The sequence below is a fragment of the Hydrogenophaga sp. T66 genome, assembly GCF_057219855.1.
On sequence record NZ_JBXVVX010000001.1, the window covers coordinates 30173 to 49373 of the forward strand.

The window sequence follows — 19201 nt, forward strand, 5'->3', positions numbered from 1 at the left end:
TCAGGCCACCTCGTCGATCAGGGCTTCGGCCAGGTGGGCTTGGGTGTTCTGGCGGGCGGCGAGCCGCCGGCGCAGATCAGCGCAAAGGCGGCGCGAGGATTCGACAAGAGCGACTATTCGAAGCTGTTCTGCGAGTGGTGGTAGCGGGACAAGCAGCTCCGCTTGCTTTTGAATGCTCACTTGGTTTCGTGTCGTTTGCTCCATGACTCTTTCAAGCTGGTTTTGCCAAACAGGACTCATAAAAGCAAAGAAAAGATAGCTCGCGTCAAGGGCACAAGCATTGGTTCGGTAGAACGTCACTGACGTTCCAAGAAGAAATGGGGCAGCATCGCCTTCCACCAATGCAACCCGCCCTACCGTAGCGTTGTGAGTAAGGAGCACATCCCCACCCTTTGCCCAACCCTTGTTCAGCTGCGCTGCTCGTTGCTCATTCAGCTTCGAACATGTATCCCATTTGATGCCACCGCCTGCGATGTCTTTTGCCGAGACAAACGTAACCCCTTCTGGACCAAATTCGTCGCTCCTTGGGTAGAGGGAGCCGTGATTTCCGTCGGCATAGTCCACTATGACGTTCAAGTCATAAAGGTCTTGAATTGAAATCCACTCCCATGTGAGCGGCACCCCCGGCAGATCGCTTTCAATGCCGGTGACACGCGTTCGGCGGAGGATTTTCCGCCGTCGTTTTGTACCCTCTGGTAGGGCGGGAGGGTCGAGCAAGATAGTCCCTGCCTTCCCATCACTGGGTAGCTGCTTAGTAAGCAAGCCACGCATGGCGAGCTGCAGGATGGTTTGCTCCAGGGCGTCGATGGCTTCGGGGCGATCGAGCAGGAGGTCGAAGTGGGTGGCGACGCGTTGCCAGTTGTCGGCCAGTTCCTCGGGGGAGGTGCTGGCGGTCAGCGCGCCCAGCAGGGTTTGCACGAGCTGGGTGTGTTGCCCGGCTTCGAGCTGGCCCTTGGCTTCAAGGGCGTCGCACAGGCGCATGAGTTCTTCGACACTGGCGACGATGCGGGTCTGCTCCGCGGCAGGCGGCAAAGCGATAACGCCCTGGAAGAAATTTGCGTCGTTGATCGCGGGATACGCAACGCCGACAGCTTTACTGTTCACGTATTCCGTAAACGGTCGACTACGTAGGTAATGCAACAAATACTTGGGCAAGACCCCGGTATGTGGGTGCATGACCGCGAATGCTGTGCTGGCGATGGCTCTTGGTGAGTAGTCATGCTCAATGACAGCAATGTTCTTGAGGTATGGGCGAATCGTCGAATAGATCACCGTACCCATCGAGACGTTCTTTCTCGCACGGGATGGAGCGTCGGCAGCTTCCAATACTTGAACCTGAGCAGCGACGCGCCCTCCAAGATTGTCAATCGAAGCAACATCGATGTAGCTAAACGACGACGACGGTTCACCTTGGCCTAAACCGTGAGTCACCTCGGGTATGCGTACCCACTCCCAGCTATCAGGCAAGGAAAACGGCTTTTCCTCCTCAGCAATCGGCACTGGCGGCTTGTCCCGCTTGATCTTTCCTTCGGCAATCAGCCGGTCTTTCTCCGCCCGAATCTTCTTCAGCAGCTCGCTCGCAGGTTCGTCTCTCGCGTCCTGCGGCACCAACTTGCCCTGCACCGCCAGCGTCAAGATCACTTCACGCAGCTTGGCCACGCCACCGGGCGCGGTGGCCATCAACTCAAAGTGCTGCACCAGTGGCGGATGCAGGGCACTGAGGTACTTGGCGCTGGGTTCGCGGGCTTCCATCACCGCATTCATGCGCGCGCCCCGCTCAGCGACTCGGCCAGGATGGCCTTGAGTTGGTCGCGCAGGGCCTGCGCCTCGGCCTGCAGGCTGGCGTAGCGGCGCAGCAGCTCGTCCGGGTCGTGGGTTTCTTGTTCGGGGGCGTGCGGGTTCTTCTGGTCAAGGTTGAAGTTGGCGGCCTTGATCTGGTCGATGCCGACCTTCCAGGCGCGTTCGTTCTCGACCCGTACGGCAAAGCCGTCGGCCTCGCTGCCCCACCAGGCCTTCTCGGCGTCGAACTCTTCGATGCGGATGGGCTTGGTCTTGTTGTAGCTCTTCACGCCGTCGGGGTAGGGGTGTTCGTAGTACCAGATGTGCTGCGTGGGCTGGCCCTTGGTGAAGAACAGCAGGTTGGTCTTGATACCGGTGTAGGGGGCGAACACCCCGTTGGGCAGGCGCACGATGGTGTGCAGGTTGCACTCGGTCAGCAGCTGTTCTTTGATACGGGTTTTGACACCCTCGCCAAACAGCGTGCCGTCGGGCAACACCAGGGCTGCGCGACCGTTGGCCTTGAGGATGTGCTTGATGAGCACCAGGAACAGGTCGGCCGTTTCCTTGGTACGAACATCGGCCGGGAAGCCCTGTTCGATGCCCGGCTCTTCAATGCCGCCGAAAGGCGGGTTAGTCAGCACCACATCCACTCGATCGGCCGGGGTGTAATCGCGCAGCGGGCGGGCCAGGGTGTTGTCGTGACGGATCTGGCTGGGAACCTCGATGCCGTGCAGCATCAGGTTGGTGATGCACAGCATGTGAGGCAACTGCTTCTTTTCCACACCGCGGATGCTGGCTTGCAGCTGGGCCGCGTCGGCTTCGTTCTTGACCTGCTTGCGCAGGTGCTCAATGGCGCAGACCAGGAAGCCGCCTGTGCCAGTGGCTGGGTCCATGACCACCTCGCCCAGCTGCGGGTTGACCATGTCCACCATGAACTGGGTGACCGCCCGCGGGGTGTAGAACTCGCCGGCGTTGCCCGCGCTTTGCAGGTCGCGCAGGATCTTCTCGTAGAGGTCGTTGAACTGGTGGCGCTCGCTCTGACGGTTGAAGTCGATGGCGTTGAGCTTGTTGATCACCTGCCGCAGCAGCTGCCCGCTCTTCATGTAGTTGAAGGCGTCTTCAAATACGCCGCGCACCACATAGCCGCGCGGGTTGCGTACCGGGTCGGCCGGCAGGTTCTTCAGGGTGACGAACAACTCGGTGTTGACGAAGTCCAGCAGGTCATCGCCGGTGATGCCTTCGGGGTCGGCGGCCCAGTTGCGCCAGCGCATGCTCTCGGGCATGGGGCTCTTGTAGTCGTCGCGGGTGAGTTCGAGTTCTTCTTCCAGCGCGTCGAACACTTTGAGGAACAGCAGCCAGGTCAGTTGCGAGATGCGCTGGGCGTCACCGTCCACGCCAGAGTCCTGGCGCATGACGTCCTGGATGGATTTGATTACGGGGGAGAGGTTGGACATCTTCAGGTAGCAAACACTTCTTGCCGGTGGAAACGAAGATAGGGAACGTGTTGGCCGGTCACATTACGCAGCTTCAGCGCGCTATGAATACCAAGCAGCTGGGCGTCCACTACCGACAAACGCGGAGATAGGGTGATGCGACCGTCGTCCTGGAATGTGATCAGCCCTGCGTCAAACGCAGCGTCGAGGTGTGCTGCCAGCAACAAACCGTTGTATGGGTCGGTTTTTTCCGCTGGGGTTGCGTCTTTCCAGGGCTTGATGTGAGAGGCGCGCAACAGTACGGTGGTTTTCAGGCCCGTCACGGCGCAGCCTTTCCACTGCTTCAGCAGGGCATCGCGAAACTGATCGTGCCCCACGCGGCGCTTGTCAATCGCGCTTTCATCCTTCCCCTCCAGCGGGAGTAGCGCTTCCATTGAGCCTGGAGCTGCCGCTGGTTCGGCGAGGGCGGGCTTGCATTCTAGGAAGTCCAAGGCGGCTTCAAGTGCATGCACAGACTCAAACGTACAGCCCCAGCCATAGCAGATCGGGTTCTGTCCGCGGTGCATGCGTTGGGGAAAGTGCCGCATGTTGCTGGAGTGGTAGTAGGTATCCCCCACGCGAAGGCCAGATGACTTTAGCTCCCACCCGGCGATGTCCGAGTCTGGGTGCGTGATCAGCGCAGTCTCGCCGTTCTTCGAGGTTAGGTTGAGGTAGACAGGGGTGTCGTTAGCTCTCTGGAATCCTCGCTTCTTCTTCGTTTCGTGGATGACACGGTAGCCTCGTCGACGTAGGGTTTCGTCGATCTCTTCGATAAGAATCATGGAGCTGATTAGGGATGATTCGGTGGGGGTACGTAAAGCTCACGCTCCAGCGCGCGCAGGGCCGAGAGGTATTGCTGCCGACCGCCAAACGCCCGAACGAGCTCGGCCGGCAGGCCCAGCTGGTTGACGGGGGGTAGGGTCAGTACGTTGCTGGCTTCTAGCGTGGTGATGCCTTCGTCGGCGTATTTGTCGAGCAAGGCTTCGATGACTTGCCTGGCCATGGGGCCGTACTGGGTGAAGACGTTGCGCCTCTTCACGCGGCTGGCACGCTCACGCCGCGTGAGTGGCGGCTGGTCGTAGGCCACATGGAGCAGCAGGTCGAATGGATCCAGGTCTTTCCCGACCTCATCAGCCAAGGCCTCGATGAGCACACCCTGCCTTTCAAGCTCATCGATCAGCGCCGCCTTGCGGTCGGCGTCGTTCCAGGCCTGAAGAAACTTGTCGAGCGAGTCGTATTGGCGCTTGAGGTTGATGCGGGTGTAGTCGCGCAGACTCTCTGTGATCAGCTTGCCGTCGGCGTTGAGGTACTGCACACGCTCTCGCGCGACAGACACCGGGACCGTACCCCCCACGACATACTTTTTGGGCTCTGAGTTGTCACCGTCGCCGGATCCCGGGGCATCGGGACTTAGGTGCGGTTGATCGTCGCCCGGTTGAGTCGGCTTGACTGGGTCAACTTCCATGGGCGCGTCAATGGCATCTCCTTCCGCGGGAACATAGATCTGCACCGGTTCACCGTCGAAAGCAGGATCGGCGAAATTCTCCGTCGCGCGCTTGAAGTCCATGATGGTGAACCACGACTTGCCCAGGTCCTCCCGTAGACGGGTGCCGCGGCCGATGATCTGCTTGAACAGCGTCATCGACTTGATGTTCTGGTCCAGCACGATCAGCTTGCAGGTTTGCGCATCCACCCCGGTGCTCATGAGCTTGGAGGTAGTGGCGATCACCGGATAGGTCTTCTCGGGGTCGATGAAGTTATCGAGTTCGCGCTTGCCTTCCTGGTTGTCACCGGTGATCTGAACGACGTACTTGGGGTTGGTAGCGCAGATGTCGGCATTGGCGTTGGCCAAAGCCTGCCGCATGCGTGCCGCGTGGTCGATGTCTTCGCAGAACACGATGGTTTTGGCGTATCGATCGGTCGCCTTGAGGTACTCGGTGACCTTGGCGGCAACTACCTCATCGCGCTTCTGCAGCACGAGCTTGCGGTTCATGTCGGTGCCGGTGTAAACGCGGTCCTCGATCAGGTTGCCAGCGTTGTCTCGCATACCTTCGGTCGGGCGCCAGCCGAAGGTGTCGCGGTCCAGGTCGATGCGAATCACCTTGTAAGGCGCGAGGTAGCCGTCCTCAATGCCTTGTTTGAGGCTGTAGGTGTAGATGGGATCGCCGAAATAGTGGCTGTTGGAGACCTCTTCGGTTTCTTTGGGCGTGGCCGTCAAGCCCACCTGGGTTGCGCTGCTGAAGTAGGTCAGGATCTCTCGCCAGGCCGAGTCCTCGGCGGCACTGCCACGGTGACATTCGTCCACCACGATGAGGTCGAAAAAGTCAGGCGAGAACTGCTTGTAGATATTGCTTTCTTCTTCTGTGCCGGTGACAGCTTGGTACAGCGACAGGTAGATCTCGTAGCTCTTGTCGACCTGCTTGGTGGTCTTGTTGACGGCGAGGGTGACTTCTTCCGTGTTTGACTGGCCATTCGCGTCGACTCGCTCAACGCCCTTGGCATTGGGACTGAGCTTGGCCATGGCGCCCTTGAACGGACGAAAGTCGTTGACCATGGTCTGGTCGATCAGGATGTTGCGGTCTGCCAGAAACAGGATGCGCTTCTTCGCACCACTCTTCCAGAGGCGCCAGATGATCTGGAACGCGGTGTAGGTCTTGCCGGTGCCAGTAGCCATGACCAGCATTACCCGGTTCTGCCCACCAGCGATAGCTTCCACCGTACGGTTGATGGCGTTGAGCTGGTAGTAGCGGGGCGTCTTGCTGGGCGAGTAGTCGAACGCGGCAATTCGCTCGACCTCGGGTGTCCAGCCTTTCCAAGTGCAGTAACGCTGCCACAGGTCCGCTGGCGAGGGGAACTCTTCCAGGGAGAGGTTTTGCTCCAGCACACCCGTAGCTAGGGTCGCGTCACGGAAGACAAAGCCGTCACCGTTGCTGGCGAAGCTGAAGGGCACGTTCAGCAGTTCCGCGTATTGGATGGCCTGACCCATCCCCGCCCCCATCGCGTGCTTGTTGTCTTTGGCCTCGACGACGGCCAGGGGGATGTTGGCCTTGTAGAACAGGGCGTAGTCGGCGCGCAGAACAGTACCCTTATCGCGCTGAGCCTTCTGGCCGCGGACTACCACTCGACCTGCACGCAGTGGGAACTCGCGATAGATCTGGTCCATGCCATTCCAGCCAGACTTCTCCATGGCTGGCCGTATGAACTTGTCGCAGATGTCACTCTCGCTCAGATCTTTTTTGCTCATGCCTCTCCTGTCGGTACTTTGCTGATTGTCTCGTCAGCACTCGATCGAATCTTTGAACGAGCTTGATTATGAGGTAGGAGTTTCCGCGGCTTGTACCTCAGGCGCTGGTCTTTACGAGTGGCACGTATTACTGTTTGTTGGTAACCCTATAACTTACGTTCGGGCGTTAAATCTTGGCGTTTACGCACGCCGGGAGATCGCGTAGCGGCCGAGTCTGCTGGGGACAGCCCATCGAGTTAGGTAGATTCCTGTTCCGGAGTGCCAATTCTGCAGCGAAAGTGGACTTCACTGCCAACAAAAAGACCCTTCGTCCCGAGCCGTTTAGCCTTGGTGGCTCAAGGAAAAATTACGAGGCTGCGTTGAACACGGACCGCGTTGACTTCAGCTGCTTCATCGAATGTCAAAAGAGCCAGATGAAGCGGTAGCACAAAAGCATCAGGATCAATGACTCGCCTAAGTGAGTCGGCCTGTCCGTCGTTTTTGCAGAGAATCATCAAGTCGATATCCGCTGCATCTGGGTCATTTCGAGCAACCGAGCCGAAAAGATGCCATTGAGTTCCTTCGGCCGCCGGTCCAAGTGAGGTGGCAAGCTCGCGAAGGCGGGTGATTACGCGATGCCTAATCACTTAGATAGCCGGCCCATTAGTTGGCGAAACGTTAAAGCCTGCGCTCCAATCGACCTGGCGGCCGCCTCAGCTTGGTCGGTGATAGATCCGTAGCTCGATGACTTGACGACGACATCAAAATGTCCAAACTGATCCTTTGCGTTGCGAACGTCCTCTGCACTCATGTTGTATGTGTCAATAACCCCAACGATGAGCCCTGCGCCGCTCCTTTGATCGACTTTGAAGACCCTATCGTAGACGTATGAGACGCGGGCGACGTTTGTGTGCTGTTTCATCGCGTTGATGAAAAATCCCATGCTTTTGTCCCGATAGGTTCCCGCGTCTTTTGTGGAGGCTGCTCTAGAGACATCGCCCAGCGTTCCGAACGCGGCAGATGCTGCGTGGATGCGGTCGATGGCCGAGCCGCTCCAAAGCGCTTTAGAAGGGATGTTCACTACCAATTGTGGCGTAATGGCGCCGAGAAAGAGAGGCTCGACGTCCGCTAGCCGAACAACATCTTTTACACCCAAGACTGCAACATTAAACGTATATCCGCTCTCCGACCTAACGACTAAGAAACCCCCTGGCGTTCGATCGATTATCTCGAATCGTTGTTCGATTAGCTTGCCTATTGCCCAATCGGTCACATTTCCGCTCATTCGTCAATCCTTCAAAATCTTTGACAACTCGTTGGGGAAGCGAGAAGCATCTTCTCTATTTCCTTCGATATGGAAGGCCTCTAGGTCGTCAATGTGCTGCCGGAACCGCTCCAACGTCGCTTTCTCATCGCCACTAAGCAAATGGCGGTTGGTATCTAGGATCGCGAGGATTCGCCTGTTGTTGGGAAGGATGCTCGTCAGCATCTTGCGCTTCCACTGCTCTGCTGCGCCGCTTTCTGGATTGTGGGCGGCATCTATGTGAGGACCATACTGAATAAAGATAGCTTGATTTTCCTCTAAGAGCGGTTCCACTACGTCGCGAGCTCTACTACGATCATCAAACTTTACCGCACCGAATAGCCCTTGGAGCTTGTTCGCGTGCTCGCGTTTCCAGCCCAGCATCATCTGGTCCGGGTATGCGTCTGGCGCCTTATCCACCTTCGTATGGCAGTTTGCGCAAAGCATGACCAGGTTCTCAAATGCTCCACGCTCTTCCTTGCTGAGATCGGACTTCGTTCGAGGCCCGCCATCGGTGGCTGCAAACACATGCGCCATCTCTGCGATGTGAATGGACACGCCCGATGCATCTACGAACAGTTCGTTCGAGCAACTTGGATTTTGGCAATAGCCGGCCGATGCGGCGAAAAGTCGGCGCTGTGTATGCGCATTAGGCGATGCAGCGCCTCTGGAGCAAGCCATCTTGGTATTCCTGTGATCTCGTGTCACTGCAATCTTGGTATCGGACCCATAGCCGAAGAAGAGATCGCTGACCAGTTTTCCTATGGCAGCTCCCAGCCTACAGCGGTTTTCGGAAGCCTAACGGGATGGGCTTGTTCGTTGCCATCACCTCCAGCGTGCGGAGGGCTGCTCGGGACCTGATAGCAAAACAGGGTGGCATTCAGCTGCGCCAGCCCTCAAGGCCAGTAGTACAGCCTAGCGGCTTGGAACCCTAAAGACGACACTCACCGGGCCGCTGCCCTGGTGCGACTCGTAAATTGCTCGCCCCTGATAGGTAAACGGTGCCGCCTTTCCGCCGGCCAACTTGCCATCCCGGATGAATAGGTGAATTGCAATGCCGCGCCGCTCATGCTCGATGATCTCCCGACCTCTTTTGCTTTCCGGCGTTGTCGTATTCTGGCTTTGCCAGTGGAAGCGATGCTCGTCGATCCAGTGGTCCAGGTACTTATGTTGCTCCGCCTTGCCCTGCTTGTTCAGGGTCACCAGCAGCACATGCGCCTTCTTGTCGTTCAGCGTCACATGCCCCACGTTCCAGCTACCCGGGTTGAATACTTCGCCGAACAGCGCGGGGATTTCCTCACGCTGAAAGCTCTGTCCGATGGCCAGGTCCAGTGGGTCGACAACGCCGCGTAGCCGCGCCAGAGTGCGCATTTCGTCGTTAGCCGGCATATCCTCGTAGGCTGGGTTATTGGCCTTCAGGACGTACTGACCTTCGCTGGTCTTGGTCACCACCCGCAGTAGGTACTGGTTGTCGCCGGATTCGTCCTGTCGCTCTACAGCCACAACGCTCCCGGTGATCCAGCCAGCTCGGGTGGGACTGATCAGCTCCAGCAGCAGGTAGTCACCGTCACGCACGGGGTTCTTGCCGCCGTCCATGGAGTTGCCAGTGGCCCGGGCAATGAAGTGCCGGCTTGGGTCGAGCGGGCCGTACGCTGCCGGCAGCGTGCGATGTTCTTCGGAGTCGGTGCGCCCCGTCTTGAAGTGGCCGCAGGCGATTTTTAGATTCGGGAAGTACGGCACTTCCACGGTGTCGCGGCGCTTGGCGGGGAACGGCACTACGTCGCTCGCGGCACGCTGGGGCTCCAGCCGAACTTCGTAGGACGCCAAGCGGTAGTCCACCAGCTCCTGCAGCATCGGGGCCAGCGCGGGCGCCAGCTCTACAGGCACGCTTTGTGTCAGCGCAAAGTTAGATCCTTCCAGCTTGAAGGGCGCCGTTGTGCCCGGAGGGCGATTTCCGCCCGTCCACGCCCTGACTGGGTTATCGCGCCAGTAGCGTACCCATGCAGCGTCCACAGCGGCGAGCTCACTTATCTCTGCTGGCAGGTCGGCCAGCAAGGGCCGGCGCCGATCCAGCACACCGCGGGACCGCTGCGCCAGCACCTCTAGCGGCACAGGCTGGCGGAGGCCATCGACTTCGAGTAGCGCCTCCAGCAGCACCATCTTGAAGCTCTTGGTTATTGCGGTGACCTCGACTTCGCGCAGCAGCGCCTGGAACTGATCTGCCACCGTTGATTCCAGCTCGGAGAGGTCGCCCATCGTCCTGACCAGCGCAAACCACTGTCCAGCCTGTTGTCGCATGGCCTGCACGCTGCTGCCTGATCGATAAAACTCGCTGAGCGTGGGGCGCCGGCCGAGCACGTCCCGCAAGGCTTCGTAGTCTTTCTGCGGTCCTGAGCTGTCCAGCGATTTCAGGAAGTCGATGATCGCCAGGTCGTAGTTGACGTAACAGCCTGCCGGCAAGTCCAGCGCGTGCCGCTCCGCCTTGCGCGCAAACTCGGCCATAGCCTGATAGGTGGAGCCCACGCCGAACAATGCTTGCGGCTTCTGCAGAAAGCTGTGGTGGTTGCCTATGAAGTCCAGTACCACCAGATGTTGCTTGCCTTCACTGCGGCGCAGGCCGCGGCCCAGTTGCTGCAGGAACAGGATCTTTGACTCGGTGGGCCGCAGCATCATCACCGTGTCGATACTCGGCAGGTCGACTCCCTCGTTGAACAGGTCCACCGAGAACACCACTTGCAGCGTTCCGGCGTGCAGCTTCTCCAAGGCCTGTGCGCGGCCGAGGGTGGAACCCGCATACACCGCGGCCGCCGACACGCCGGCGCGGTTGAACTGCTCGGCCATGTAGTCGGCGTGACGCGTCGAGACGCAGAATGCCAGCGTGCGCCGCTGGGCCTTGCTGCGCCACTCGCGCAGGGCGTGGCGCGCTCGGGCCAGCGTGGCCAGCTTATTGGACAACTGCTCCGGGTCGAACCGCCCGTTGCGCCAGGGTACTTCGCGGTAATCGACAGACTCGTCCTGGATACCGTGGTACTGGAAGGGCGCCAGCAGACCAGCCTGGATACCGGCGAACAGGTGGCAGCTGTAGACCAGGTTGTCGTCGCACAGCGAGAGGATGTCGGACTGGTCGGTACGGTCTGGCGTAGCCGTAAGCCCGAGCAGAAACGAAGGGGCGAAGTGCGCCAGCAGCCGTCGGTAGGTGCCAGCAGCTGCGTGGTGGAATTCGTCGATGACGACGTAGTCGAAGTGCTGCGGCGCAAACCTCTCCAGATGCTCGGCCTTGGCCAGCGTCTGCACCGAGGCACACAACACGTCGACGTCGGCGTCCCGGCTGCGTCCCGTGTAGTAGCCCACTCGCTTCTTCGGCAGGATGCGGACAAAGGTGGCCGCCGCCTGGCCCAGGATCTCTTCGCGGTGCGCGACAAACAGGATGCGCCGCGCTCCCATGCGCACGGCATCGAAAGCTGCCAGCCAGGTCTTGCCCAGGCCTGTGGCCAGCACCACCAGGCCGCGCCGGTAGCCGCCTTCGCGGCTGGCAGTTAGGGCCGCCAGCGCTTCTTGCTGGATCTTCGTAGGTTCGGGCGGTGCCTCCTGCTCATGGCTGCCGGGCGCGATCGATCTCGATGGCGGAAGCCGCCGCTGCTCGTAGGTCTCGATCCAGGCATCCGAGAGCGCCACGGTTTTCGGGTGATCGAACAACTCGTCGAAGCGGTGCCGGGCTTCAAGAAAGCCTGAGTCATCGGGGTAGACGACGCGGTAGTTCCACTCCAGCCCATCCTGCAAAGCCTGTCGGCTGATGTTGCTCGAGCCGATGAACGCCGTTCCTGCGGTGAGCGATTGCCCTTCGAGCTTGGCGAAGATGTAGGCCTTGAGGTGAAAGCTGCCTTCCTGCGTGGTGTAGACGCGCACCTCGGCGCCGCGCTCCTGTAACAGCAGCAACAAGCGCAAGGCCTCGGGGTCGGTGATGTCGAGGTAGTCGCTGGTGAGTACACGGACGCGCCGCGGCGCACCGCTCTCGACCATTGACTCCAGATCGGGCAGCAATAGCCTCAGGCCTGTGGTCTTGATGAACGCGACCGCCAGGTCGGCCTGCGTGGCCCAGGTGAACGCTTCCGACAGGTGAGGCAGGAAGTGGTCGGCACCCCCCGTTACCAGCCGCTGGCTCGGCCCTGGCTTACGGGTGGCCAGAGCGTTAGTCCAGCGCTCGGTTCGATCGGGCCGCTGGTCGTCGGTGAGCCACACGTCGACCTCATGCACATCGGGCCATCGGCTGAACCACTGCCGCAGGGTAGTCTCGTCGGCATCAGTGAACCGCCGCCCGCCATGATCGCGCTCGCCGGTGCCGTGCTTGAAGCTGACGTAAAGCGTGCCACCGGGACGCAGCGCGCGCCACAGCCGGTCGAGGGTGGCTGGTATTGCGGACAGCGGTACGTGGAGCAGACTGGCGCAGCACCAGATGCCATCAAACGTTTCGGCTTCGTCGATATCGTCGAAGCGACGAACTGCGACTTTGAACCCGCAGTGGGTGCTGGCTAGACGCGCCAACTCTGGGGATGCATCGAAAGCGGTTACCTGGAAGCCGGCCCCGGAAAATGCCTTGGCATCACGTCCCGAGCCGCAGCCAGCATCAAGGATGTGGGCTCCAGGCTTTAAGCGAGCCAGGAACCGTTGGTGAATCGCTGCCATGTCCACGCCGACTGTCGAGCCGAAAAACTCGGCCGCGAACTGTTTGTAGTACTGATCGGTGTGGTCCATTCCCTGGGTGTCTTTATGGAGGATGACTCTGCCATCAAGCGTACCAGGCAAGACAGAAGTCGCGCGGTGATCGGAACGGAGATTGCAGACGCACTCCGAACTGTCGGGCCATCCTTCAGTCGGCTGTTTGTTCAATCTGCCGACAGCTTTGCGGCCATGAGGTTGGGGTCGCGGTTAGGCGCGCTGGATGGGCATATGGATATAAGTGACAGACCATAGAAAGCTCTTCGAGTCGAGGGCCGATGCTGCGTTTCGCTTGGTTATCCATCAGAACCACATTCGCATCCGCGTCCACCTTGCCCGAATTGGCAGGTTGGCATCGTCATCGGCCCAACTCGTGATGTCTCTCAATTCATAACGGTCGAGGGCGTAGCGGTGGACCACAGGCAGGTCGCGCCTGCTCAAGATAGCTCACAGCTCATATCCCTAAATCTCACGACGCTGCAAACCCTCATTGGGAAACTGCTCCTCGCCTACTTAGCATCGCCCCAACGGCATCCAAAGCCGAGGGAGCAGATTCATGACATGGTGGAAGTGGACCGTCCAGATTGGACTGGTCGCGTGGTGCGTGGCTGCGTCGACATCATTCGCCCAGAACGTGGGTGATGTGGTCAGTGGGCATGTGGCCATTCTTCAGGTCCGCAGCGGCGCGACAGTGGCCAAGATTCCACTGCCCGCAGGTACCTGGGAGATTACGGACTCCGTCCTGCGCAAGTCCACCGGAAACCAGGCGGCGGACCTGCGCGAGGTTCGACTGATCCAAGTAAGCAAGGATGATCAGGGACCGGTGCTGCAACATGCGCTGGAGATCATCATGAAGGTGGATGGTCCCAACATTCGGTGGAATGACGAACCCTGCAAGATCTCCCCAGTGCTGGCCATGAACAACTACGGCACCCGCCTGTTCCAGCAGAAGTGTCTGACGCTGATTCCGGACCGGTTTCTGCAAAACAACAACGGCTCTACGCAACGTCTGCTCGCCACGCTGGCGCAGAGGGGTGTCCGTCACGACTTCAACGCGCTCACCTTGTCGTACACCCGCTATGGCGACTTTGGTTACTTCCTGATCGTCCGGCAGTTCTTCTTCCCGTCCCGCTACGGACAAGAGAACCCCCGTATCGGCATCCTCAACGAGTCACCGTGGCACCCGAGCCAAGTGGCCATCAATCCCCAGCGGAAGAAACTGGTGGATGCGATCTTCCGGTATGGAGAGCAGATAGCGCCGGCTCTGGACAAGGCCTACCTGCGCGAGGAGGTTGGCTCTATAGGAGCCTTCGAGATGAATTGAATGCCGTGAAGCTATCGGTACAGACTAGGAGCGATGTCTGCATTGCAGCGAAAGCAGACGTTGTTGTACTTAGTGGCTCGAAGGCATTTCGGCAGTTTGCCGATCGCTTGCTACCGCGATTCAGCCCCGATTGGGGCTGAGGTTCCGATAGATCCAAATGATTGGAGGCGTCGATGCGAGCGCCCCCAAAAGTCTCACTTGACCCGCTTAATGTCGCTGTAGGCTCCGCCCGTCTTCAGGGTCACGGTAACGTCAGCTTGTCCCCGGTTGCGCCAGAACCAGCCATGGTTACCGGTAAAAGCCGCCACCAGTTCGCCTTCATCAGCGACCACCGCACGGCCCTTTTCGTAGCTGATGGATTTCCCAAGGGCATCGCCGTGGGTGTCGAAGTTCACCACGCCGCCCTGGACAGTCCACGCGAACAGGGCCTTCTCGCCTTCCTTCATCTTCATCTTGATTTCGGTGTCCTGACCCGGGGTGAGGGTGAAGGACAGTTCATCGCGCCATTGCGCGGTGGCAGTGGCCGCAGGCGCGGCGGGCTGACTTGCTGTGGCCACAACGGCAGGAGCCGCAGGAGCGGTGGCCTCGTTGCCGGTCTGTGCCGGCGCAGCACTCGGCGCTGCATTGGCGGCCTTGGTGGCGGCTTCGTCCTCGGCCGCTTCCTGGGCCAGACGGGTCTTGATCTCGCCCATCTCGGTCAGCCCGAGCGCGCGACCGATGCCGGTGGGATCCACCCCGTACTCGGACGGGAGGACCACGGTGAAGAGAAGGATCACGGCAGAGACGGCCGCGATGACGGTGGAACGGATCAGCTGCCGGGTCGAGGGCAGTTCGGCGCGGGAGGGGATGTCGCTGTTGTACATGGTGTTCACTCTCGAATTCATGGGGAGACGATGTAGCCGGTCAGTTGCAAGCCCACCAGGATGAATCCTGCGGACATCATGACCACGTTGGCGCTGTAGGCATAACGCGCAAAGCCTGCGGTGCGGCGCCAGAAGCTGATGCCGATCAGGATCACGGACAGAGCCAGCAGCTGCCCGATTTCCACGCCGACGTTGAACGCCAGCAAGTTGCCCACCAGGCCATCGCGCGAGATCTCGTGCTCCTGGATCTTGGTGGCCAGACCGAAGCCGTGGATCAGGCCGAAGATCAGGGTCGCGACCTTGGTGTTCGGCTGAACACCGAACCAGCGCTGGAAAGCGCCGATGTTGTCCAGGGCCTTGTAGACCACCGAGAAGCCGATGACGGCGTCGATCAGGTAGCTGTTGATCCCGATGTTGTAGTAGACCCCCAGCACCATGGTGGTGGAGTGTTCCAAGGTGGCTTGAGCAGAAAACCATGTGCGCCTCTCTATGATGAACATCACACCATCAAACTAAGGCTTACGCCAGTACGGAAGAAGACATGAAGGTTGTCCGGCTGACCATCTCGAACTTTCGCGGCATCAAGTCGGCGGAGCTCCTGTTCGACGGGCACACTCTGATGGTGGGTTCCAACAATGTCGGTAAGAGCACGCTATGCGAAGCTCTCGACCTGGTCTTGGGCCCCGACCGGCTAAACCGTTTCCCTCCGGTCGATGAGTTCGATTTCTACAACGCTGAATACCTGGTCCCTGCCGCAGAAGATGGCGCGGAGCGGATACCGAATCCGCTGCGGATCGAGGCGGTACTCATCGATCTCGGAGCCGAGATCGGCGCCAAGTGCGGCGGCAACCTCGAGTTTTGGCATGTAGCAGAGCAGAGATTGCTCGGGCCTGGAGAGGCCGACGCCGCCAATCCGCCCCATGCCGTTCCCTGCCTTCGGATCGAGACCATCGGCCAATACAACCGCGAGGAAGACGAGTTCGAGGCACGCACCTACTTTTCCCATAGTCCCGACGCTCCCCCCGGGGAGCTGACCAAGCTTCCCAAGCAGATCAAGCGGCTGTTTGGTTTCCTCTACCTGCGGGCGCTTCGGACCGGCTCGCGGGCGCTGAGCTTGGAGCGTGGTTCGCTTCTCGACATCATCCTGCGGACCAAGGGCGTACGCACTAGCCTGTGGGAGAAGACCATTGAGCGCCTGCGCGGCCTCGACATTGAAGCCGATGCGGCCGATATCGCTCCGGTTCTGCGATCAGTAGAAAGACGGCTGGCCCGCTACATCGCATTGGAGTCGCCCGGTAACGCCACCAAGCTGCATGTCTCGGAGCTCACGCGTGAGCATCTACGCAAGACCATGACGTTTTTCTTGGCGCTATCGGCGGACCAAGGACACGTCCCATTCCCACACGCCGGAACGGGCACGATCAACACGCTAGTGCTCGCGCTGCTCTCTTTCATCGCCGACCTCAAGCCCGACACGGTCATCTTCGCCATGGAGGAGCCCGAGATCGCGGTGCCTCCGCACACCCAGCGACGGATCGCCCAATACTTGCTGACTAAGACGACACAAGCCTTTGTGACATCCCACTCGCCATTCGTGATCGAGAAGTTCGAACCATCTAAAACACTGCTTTTGGCTCGCAATGCCGGCGTGGTCACGGCGAGAAAGGTCTCCGACGCGACCGGCCTCAAAGATAACGACTACAAGCGCTTCTCTCGCTCCGGTCTGTTTGAATGCATGCTGGGACGAGCAGCTATCGTCGTCGAAGGCGTTACCGAGCTGCATGCGATGCCCGTAGTCGCACGGCGTATGGAAGAAAGTGATCCCAACTTGCAACCGCTGGACATAGCGGGCGTGACCTTCTTCGACGCTGATGGCGAATCGAACATGCCCAAGTTCGGCAAGTTCTTCAAGACGCTGGGGCTACGAACCTTCGCCTTCTACGACTTTGACTACAAAAAAAAGCGCAAGGCCGAGCAGGCGCAGGCTCTGGCGGAAAACTTCGAAATCAATGTTGAGCATGCCTATAAAGGCTTCGAAGACTTGGTCGTGGCAGAGGTGCCCGTGGATCGGCTGTGGTCCTTCCTTTCAGGCCTAAAAGCCAATGATGAGAACGGCAACGTAGTCATCCCCGATGCACGCCCGAACGACGACGAGGTCAAAGCCATCGCCAAAGAAGCTCTCGGCGGTAACAAGGGCGCCGGCTGGTCGGCGCGCCTGTTTGAGGAGTGCGAGCTCCACGAGCTGCCGGCCACGGTGACGAACTTTCTGGCGTCAGTGTTCGCATTGTTCCCACCTCCACCCCCGATCAACGACGGTGATGGAGCCCCACCTGAACCGGCCGCCGCTGCTGCCACCCCATGACCGAGCCTTGCAAGCTGCGCGAAAGCGTCATGGCTTGCGAGGGCCATGTCTTGGTCATCGGCGGCCCCGGCAGCGGCAAGACCACGCTCGCGCTGCGAAAGGCGGTCAAGCGGATTCGCGACGGCATGCTTCCTGGGCAGTCGGCCTTGTTCCTTAGTTTCTCGCGGGCGGCAGTTGCGCGCATCTTGGACGCCGCCAAGCTCGAGTCCACCAAAGCCGAACAGGAGCAGCTCTCCATCCAGACGTTTCATTCGTTCTTCTGGGACATCCTAAAAGCCCACGCCTACCTGCTTGGGGCACCGCATAGGCTCTCGATCTTGTTGCCACACGACGAAAAGGCCCTGTCGGGCGGCCTCGGCGACGACGACGATGGCTGGGCCGAGTGGCTCGTCGAGCGTGAGCGGCTGTTTCGAGAAGAGGGACGGATCGCGTTCGATCTGTTCGCGCCCAATGCGACAGCTCTGTTGGCCCGCTGCTCGTATCTTTTGGCGTCAATCGCACATCGGCATCCCATCATCATCGTGGACGAAGCTCAGGACACCGGCCAATACGCGTGGCACTGCATCCAGATGCTCGCGCCACACACGCAGGTGCTGTGCCTGGCAGACCTCGAGCAGCAAATCTTTGACTACCTGCCAGGCGTCGGCCCGGAGCGCGTGATCGCCATCCGGGCGGCGTTGAAGCCGCTTGAGATCGACCTTGGGATACAGAATCACCGCAGCCCGGACTCCGAAATCTTGGCGTTCGGCAATGACATCCTGACAGCCAAGCCACGCGGCGCGCCCTACAAGGGCGTATCCGCCCTTGCCTACCGCCCCGAGAAGCCACCGCCGAACTGGAATCATCTGCTGCGCCGAGCCCTCGGGGAGCTCTTGAAATCAATTAGGGCTCAGACCGACAAGAAGGTGGAGACGATCGCGATACTGGTCACAAACAACCGCAGTGCGTTGAAGATATCCAACGCCCTCAACGCGCTGGGGGCCAGTGTCGGGAAGCCGGTTCGGCACAAGCTACTGTTCGACGAGGCCGAAGCACTGCTGTCAGCTCGTTTCGCTGCCTTTCTGCTGGAACCCAAGGATCTCGCCCAACGGGAGGCCTATGTCGCCACCAGCATGGAAATGATCGCAGCCGCGAGGCGTGCGACGGGACAGGGCCGGAAGGAAGTCGCCAAGCTCTTGGAGCAGGCTAACAAGATCAAGAGTGGCAAGCCCCTGAACATCAACATCGCCAACGCGCTGCGCGGCCTCATTTCAGGGTTGGCAGTCGACGAATTCAGCGGTGATCCTGCCAAGGACTGGCTCACGGTCAAACATATGCTGCGCGCGACCAATCAAGACGAACTCATGCGGGTCGCTGCGCAGTTGGACTTCTTGGTCGCGTTCCGTCGGGGACATCGCATCTCAGCTGCCCTGTCTGATGAATGGCTTCGCGACGGCGCCTACACGAACGCCCGCTCCGCCCTCGACTTGGCTCTCGCGCAGGAGCAAATCCTCGACGGCGCGGAGCCGCCGATGGGTTTGCAAGTCATGAACTTCCACAAGGCCAAGGGCAAGCAGTTTGACGGAGTCATCCTCGTCCGCGAAGCTCGTCGGACCGGTCCCGCCGTCGAATCGTCTTTCGTTTGGCGAGGCGACCTTGCCCCGTATCCCAAAAGCCGACGTGTGCTTCGAGTCGGCATCACGCGAGCAAAAGTCCACACGCTCTTACTCGATCCGCTTTGGCCACAATGCCCCCTGCTCAAGGGGCACAAACTCTAAGGAAATCCCCTCGTTTGTCGGACTGGCGCATGGCGGTATGACGCACGACGATTTGCGATGGAGTTTTGCACGAAGACCAAGATCATTCCCTCTTGAGCCGACCGGGCTGGCGACAGATTCAGACTGAGAGTGGTCGGCGGCGAGGTAAAGCGCTTCGCACGAGGAAGGTCAATGACCGGTTCTGGCCAAAGCGGATGTTGATCAACATCCGCGTTGGACGTGGGCTAACAACTGGTGCCCTACGATGAGGCAGTGGCAGTTCAAGTGGGCAAGGGAACGAGGCCCCAGCTGTCGCTGCACGCCCTAAGCGGCAGGAGCAGGAGGGCTCGTGAATCTCACATTCGAGCTGGACGCGTCGACCGTGTAAGTGCCTTCCTGAAAGCACGACATTTGCGCGGGCGG

General features: G+C 59.8%; 13 protein-coding genes and 1 riboswitch. Of the genes, 3 read left to right on the plus strand and 10 right to left on the minus strand.

Annotated features, from left to right (window positions below):
• The 8 genes from AC2D80_RS00145 to AC2D80_RS00180 form a co-directional block, all read right to left on the minus strand.
• On the minus strand, positions 1-1764 hold the full coding sequence (locus tag AC2D80_RS00145) for a restriction endonuclease subunit S (RefSeq protein ID WP_484630955.1): 1764 nt from the start codon (positions 1762-1764) through the stop codon (positions 1-3).
• Positions 1761-3233 carry a type I restriction-modification system subunit M gene (locus AC2D80_RS00150; RefSeq protein ID WP_484630956.1) on the minus strand — a complete coding sequence of 491 codons (1473 nt, stop codon included), beginning with the start codon at positions 3231-3233 and terminating at the stop codon, positions 1761-1763. Before AC2D80_RS00150 ends, AC2D80_RS00145 begins: the two co-directional genes overlap by 4 nt.
• 2 nt (positions 3234-3235) lie before the next feature.
• Entirely contained in the window at positions 3236-4033 is a 798-nt protein-coding gene (locus AC2D80_RS00155) for an HNH endonuclease (RefSeq protein WP_484630957.1), read from the minus strand.
• A gap of 8 nt (positions 4034-4041) precedes the next feature.
• Positions 4042-6495 carry an EcoAI/FtnUII family type I restriction enzme subunit R gene (gene hsdR, locus AC2D80_RS00160; RefSeq protein WP_484630958.1) on the minus strand — a complete coding sequence of 818 codons (2454 nt, stop codon included), beginning with the start codon at positions 6493-6495 and terminating at the stop codon, positions 4042-4044.
• 335 nt (positions 6496-6830) lie between these two features.
• Positions 6831-7121, minus strand: a complete 291-nt coding sequence (locus AC2D80_RS00165; RefSeq protein WP_484630959.1) for a nucleotidyltransferase domain-containing protein — start codon at positions 7119-7121, stop codon at positions 6831-6833.
• Entirely contained in the window at positions 7118-7759 is a 642-nt protein-coding gene (locus tag AC2D80_RS00170) for a hypothetical protein (RefSeq protein WP_484630960.1), read from the minus strand. Before AC2D80_RS00170 ends, AC2D80_RS00165 begins: the two co-directional genes overlap by 4 nt.
• Before the next feature lie 3 nt (positions 7760-7762).
• The gene (locus tag AC2D80_RS00175) at positions 7763-8335 is read right to left on the minus strand and encodes a hypothetical protein (RefSeq protein WP_484630961.1); all 573 of its coding nucleotides are present in this window, start codon (positions 8333-8335) and stop codon (positions 7763-7765) included.
• Positions 8336-8692: 357 nt separating this feature from the next.
• Positions 8693-12529, minus strand: a complete 3837-nt coding sequence (locus AC2D80_RS00180) for a DUF3427 domain-containing protein (protein WP_484630962.1) — start codon at positions 12527-12529, stop codon at positions 8693-8695.
• Positions 12530-12775: 246 nt separating this feature from the next.
• Positions 12776-12878, minus strand: a riboswitch (SAM-I-IV-variant riboswitch).
• Between the two features lie 171 nt (positions 12879-13049).
• Here AC2D80_RS00180 and AC2D80_RS00185 point away from each other — a divergent pair.
• Positions 13050-13817 carry a hypothetical protein gene (locus AC2D80_RS00185; RefSeq protein WP_484630963.1) on the plus strand — a complete coding sequence of 256 codons (768 nt, stop codon included), beginning with the start codon at positions 13050-13052 and terminating at the stop codon, positions 13815-13817.
• A gap of 194 nt (positions 13818-14011) precedes the next feature.
• On the opposite strand, the gene AC2D80_RS00190 is transcribed toward AC2D80_RS00185, so the two are convergent.
• The gene (locus AC2D80_RS00190) at positions 14012-14680 is read right to left on the minus strand and encodes a transmembrane anchor protein (RefSeq protein ID WP_484630964.1); all 669 of its coding nucleotides are present in this window, start codon (positions 14678-14680) and stop codon (positions 14012-14014) included.
• 17 nt (positions 14681-14697) lie between these two features.
• Positions 14698-15135: a HupE/UreJ family protein gene (locus AC2D80_RS00195; protein WP_484630965.1), complete on the minus strand. Its 438-nt coding sequence runs from the start codon at positions 15133-15135 to the stop codon at positions 14698-14700.
• 86 nt (positions 15136-15221) lie between these two features.
• Between AC2D80_RS00195 and AC2D80_RS00200 the strand changes: the two genes are divergently transcribed.
• Both AC2D80_RS00200 and AC2D80_RS00205 read left to right on the plus strand, forming a co-directional pair.
• Positions 15222-17042, plus strand: coding sequence for an ATP-dependent nuclease (locus AC2D80_RS00200; protein ID WP_484630966.1), 1821 nt, complete (start codon positions 15222-15224; stop codon positions 17040-17042).
• Positions 17039-18799 (plus strand): UvrD-helicase domain-containing protein, encoded by a 1761-nt coding sequence (locus AC2D80_RS00205; protein ID WP_484630967.1) that lies wholly within the window; start codon positions 17039-17041, stop codon positions 18797-18799. Before AC2D80_RS00200 ends, AC2D80_RS00205 begins: the two co-directional genes overlap by 4 nt.
• Positions 18800-19201: the final 402 nt, after the last annotated feature.